The sequence below is a fragment of the Mesorhizobium sp. M0808 genome, from assembly GCF_040320025.1.
Taxonomy (GTDB): Bacteria; Pseudomonadota; Alphaproteobacteria; order Rhizobiales; family Rhizobiaceae; genus Mesorhizobium.
On sequence record NZ_JAMYOX010000095.1, the window covers coordinates 1 to 3,999 of the forward strand.

The 3,999-nt window shown below is 57.2% G+C and carries 4 protein-coding genes and 1 pseudogene; 4 read left to right on the forward strand and 1 reads right to left on the reverse strand.

Annotated features, from left to right (window positions below; all coding sequences use genetic code 11):
• Window positions 1–506: 506 nt before the first annotated feature.
• Entirely contained in the window at window positions 507–1,184 is a 678-nt protein-coding gene (locus NKI25_RS35995; protein ID WP_352596276.1) for a response regulator, read from the forward strand.
• Complete coding sequence (locus tag NKI25_RS36000) at window positions 1,171–2,532, forward strand: sensor histidine kinase (RefSeq protein WP_352596273.1); 1,362 nt, start codon at window positions 1,171–1,173, stop codon at window positions 2,530–2,532. The genes NKI25_RS35995 and NKI25_RS36000 overlap by 14 nt, the downstream gene beginning before the upstream one ends.
• 22 nt (window positions 2,533–2,554) lie before the next feature.
• On the opposite strand, the gene NKI25_RS36005 is transcribed toward NKI25_RS36000, so the two are convergent.
• Window positions 2,555–2,950 (reverse strand): hypothetical protein, encoded by a 396-nt coding sequence (locus NKI25_RS36005; RefSeq protein ID WP_353000915.1) that lies wholly within the window; start codon window positions 2,948–2,950, stop codon window positions 2,555–2,557.
• A gap of 602 nt (window positions 2,951–3,552) precedes the next feature.
• Between NKI25_RS36005 and NKI25_RS36010 the strand changes: the two genes are divergently transcribed.
• Both NKI25_RS36010 and NKI25_RS36015 read left to right on the forward strand, forming a co-directional pair.
• Entirely contained in the window at window positions 3,553–3,708 is a 156-nt protein-coding gene (locus tag NKI25_RS36010; protein ID WP_352625703.1) for a hypothetical protein, read from the forward strand.
• A 41-nt stretch (window positions 3,709–3,749) separates the two neighbouring features.
• A pseudogene (locus tag NKI25_RS36015) lies at window positions 3,750–3,999 on the forward strand (cupredoxin domain-containing protein); the annotation flags it as partial.

Sequence of the window (3,999 nt, forward strand, 5' to 3'; positions counted from 1 at the left end):
CCGAGCAGGGCCTGCTCGACAAGGTCAAAACGGGTCAGGCGATCGAGTTCACAGCCGATCGCGTCAACGGACGCATCACGGTCACCGGTATCAAGTAACCCGGCCAGCGTCGCGGGGTGAAAACCAATCCGAAGCGCAACTGACCGCTCTCGCAGGCGATCCCGGCGCGATCGCTTGCGAGGTGATGAGCGCCGCGGATCAGCCTTGTGCTGGATTTGCGGCACAATGAAGGGATACGCCAAATGACGCTACAAGTGGTCAATATTCGTGAAAGCTGCGAGGCGCTTTCGCAAAGCCGCGTTCTCGATCCAGTCTATGGATATTGAGACATCAAAACCCAGTACCTGGCTGATGGAAAAGCTGCGTCACCGATTAATGGCGCGGAGCCGAAAAACCGCCGGGAAAAGCCTCAGTGAGACATCGCTTCGTCCGCGTCGCTGACAGAAGCAAACTGGATAAAAGGTCATCAACGCTTGGCGCGCCAGGCCAGATGAGAGATTGCTATTATGAAACTTCTTCTAGTCGAAGACGACGAACAAATCAGCCGTTACATCGAAAATGGACTGAGCTCTTCCGGCCATGTGGTCGATGTCCTGACAGACGGGCGCGATGCTTTGCTTGTCGGACTGCGCGAGCCCTATGACGTCGCAATTGTGGATCGGATGCTGCCAGGCCTCGATGGTTTGTCGCTCGTGCGGGGTCTTCGAGGCGCCGGCGGAAAGGTCCCAGTGATCTTCCTGACGGCGGTGGGCGGTGTCAACGATCGAGTTGAGGGATTGGAGGCAGGTGCGGACGATTACTTGATCAAGCCCTTTGCATTCTCCGAACTCCTGGCTCGGATCAATGCTCTGCAAAGGCGCCCTCCGATCACCCCCGAAAAGGCAAAGCTGAAGGTGGCTGATCTGGAACTGGATCTCTTCAGCCGCCTCGCCACCCGCGGCGGAACGACGATCGAGTTGCTCCCTCGGGAATTCGCGCTGCTTGAACTCCTCATGCGTAACGAGGGCCGCATACTGACGAAGACCATGCTCCTTGAGCGGATCTGGAACTTCAACTTCGACCCGCAAAGCACCGTGGTGGAAACCCATATCAGCCGACTGCGGGCGAAGATCGACAAACCATTCGATGTTCCGCTCCTGCGTAATAGACGCAATACCGGCTACTCCATCCATGGCCAACGCTAGTATCGCCAGAAGTACGTCCATCCGACTCGCCGCGTTCTACATCTCCCTGTTTCTGCTCTCGTTTCTGGGAGCCAATTTCGTCGCTTACAACATGGTCGCCGCCTACCTTTACGAGCGGCTGGATTCCCATGTGATGGAGCGGTTCCGGGAGATTTCTTTCGCTTATGACGCGAACGGTGTCGATGGCGCTGCTGCCATGATCCGAAGCCATGGTCCGGCAATCAGGGGACAGGAGACGCTATACACACTGAAGGATCCCGAAGGCGACTTCCTGGCTGGCAACATTGACATTTCCAACGTGCCGCCGGGATTTTCCACACGCGCACCGACAAGCCACGAGGCGGCGCTCAATAATTTCAGGCTCTACCGGAAGGACCTGGACGGCTACGACCTGACCGTCGGCGTAAGCTATGACGACACCAATCGCTTGCGCAGCATCGCGCTTATCAGCTTCGGCTGGGGAACGGCGATCGTGCTTGCTGGAGGTCTCGGCGCGGGCGCAGTTTTGGCGTTCCGCACGAGACGGCGTGTCGCTAGACTCTCGGATGCGATGAAGTCCGTTGGCGCCGGCGATCTCGCTACCCGCTTGCCGGTCTCCTTGCGCAGCGATGACATCGACGTGCTGGCAACTGAGGTCAACGTCGCGCTGGCACAGCTACAGGCTAGTGTCGCGGCGATGACGCAGGTAACGACCGACATCGCTCACGACCTCAAGACGCCGGTCGGCCGGCTGTTTCTAACGCTTGAGGCCGCTTCCGAAAGCAAAGACCAAACGGCCACGAGATTCCTTATCGAAAAAGCGATGAGCGAAATCTCGCATATAGCCGGCACCTTCGAGGGCTTGCTGCGCATCTCGCAGATCGAGTCCGGCGCACGCCGTTCCCGGTTTGCGAGGGTGAACCTTTCGGAATTGGTCGCCGAAATCTACGATATCTATAGTCACATCGTGGAAGACGCCGAGCGTTCGCTGGTTCTGTCCAATGACAGCCAAAACACGGCCTTATTCATATGGGGCGATGCCGAACTGCTGAAGCAGATGTGCGTGAACCTTATCGTCAACGCAATGCGCCACACACAAAGAGGATCCCGGATTGCGATCGGTGTCACGACACAGGCGAATCGCTGTGCAATCATCGTCAGCGACAACGGACCGGGCATCCCGGCGGCGGAGCGGCAGAAGGTGTTCAAACGCTTCTATCGCCTGGAAAAAAGCCGGACCACCGAAGGGACAGGGCTCGGCCTCAGCCTGGTCAAGGCGATATCGGACATGCATGGCGCGACAATTTCCCTGAAGGACAATAGCCCCGGCTTAATTGTGGAAACAGAGTTCCCCCGTAACCATAATTGAGGTCAGTCACTTAGACGGATGTTCATATCACTTGAGACGAAATTATAAAAAGGGCAAACCAGCCGGCAGCGCTGCCAGCTGGTTTGCCCTGCACTGGCTCCGTGGGAAGATGCGGAACTGCGGTGTTGGTCCTGCTACCGGCCCGCCCAACTGGCGCGCTGGCGGGGGCTCCCCCCTGCCACGATGAGGGGCTCACAGTTTCGACTCGGTTATAGGGGGAATCAGTCTTCTCGATATCGCCATTGTCGAGCACTTGGGAAGATATGTCGGGGTTGGATGCCGATTTCGTGGTTTCGCCCGTCGATCCATGGCCGTGCAAGACCTCGCCGATGCGCGGGCTTGTCGAGTTCGTGCCGCTGTTGGCGACACCGGTCGTTGCGGCGAAGACAATCAATGCATATCCGATAGTGTGTTTCATGGTTCAGTCCTCTTGTCGAAAGTGAGCGTTCCGACGCTCAGCAACAACAGGCTATCGGGTCGAATTCACGGGCACCTTCGCTCCGATTTACATTTTTGTGATTCTCATGCGTGGCCATGACAAAAGCAAAGTCCGGAAGGTCAGCTTATGAAATGGCACATGCTGCTGGCTGACACAGTTTCTTTGCGGGGATGCATGTCTATCCAATTATCCAATGATGCTTCAAAGGCAAAAGAGCGCGCGCGGAACCAGACATCAATGAAAACGAATGTTTGACTGTCGCGTCTGCTTGAGGCGCTGGGAGATTGCCGCACACGGGGTTGCCTGGGTCGTCCACTATTCCGTTCCTGAGAGATCTGCATCGAGGTCGACAACCACCCGCGGGTGGCCACGAGCCATACGCAAGCCTTACAAAAATGTATGAAAAATGTTGTGGCGCATGGTGTCGTCGAGCAATAGCGTTCTTGCAACGGCCTTCGCTCGCGAGTGCGCGAACCTCGGTTTGAAACAAGATCCTAGCATCCTCGGAGATGTCGCTCGACACCCCGTCGGCGCCATGTGGATGTTGAGCTCGATACCAGAAAAGCGAGAAACTGGCATCGATGGCCACAAGTCGCATTACACGATCCAACGTGGTGGATCACGACGTGCCGACGGTGTTCGGCCTCGATAAGTCGAACGTCACCGACAAGGTACGGCGCGTCCGGCCCGAATACATGGCCCCGGCAGCGCACGGTGGTCACGGCAAACAGGGATGAGAACCGAACCCCGCAACCTCAACAATGAGAGAAAGTGCAGCATGAAACGTATGATCGTAGCGGCCGTTTTGACGGCGCTCAGTTCCGGAGCAGCTCTTGCCGGTGGAAGCCACGCCGGAGGCCATGGCGATAAAGCCGCCACCATGCCGATCGGCAACCCTGGCGAGGCGAGCAAGGCAAAGCGGACTATCAACATCTCGATGTCGGAGAAGGACGATGGAAAAATGTTGTTCCAGCCGGCCGTCCTCAAGGTGAGGAAGGGCGAGACCGTTCGCCTGAAGTTCGTCAACA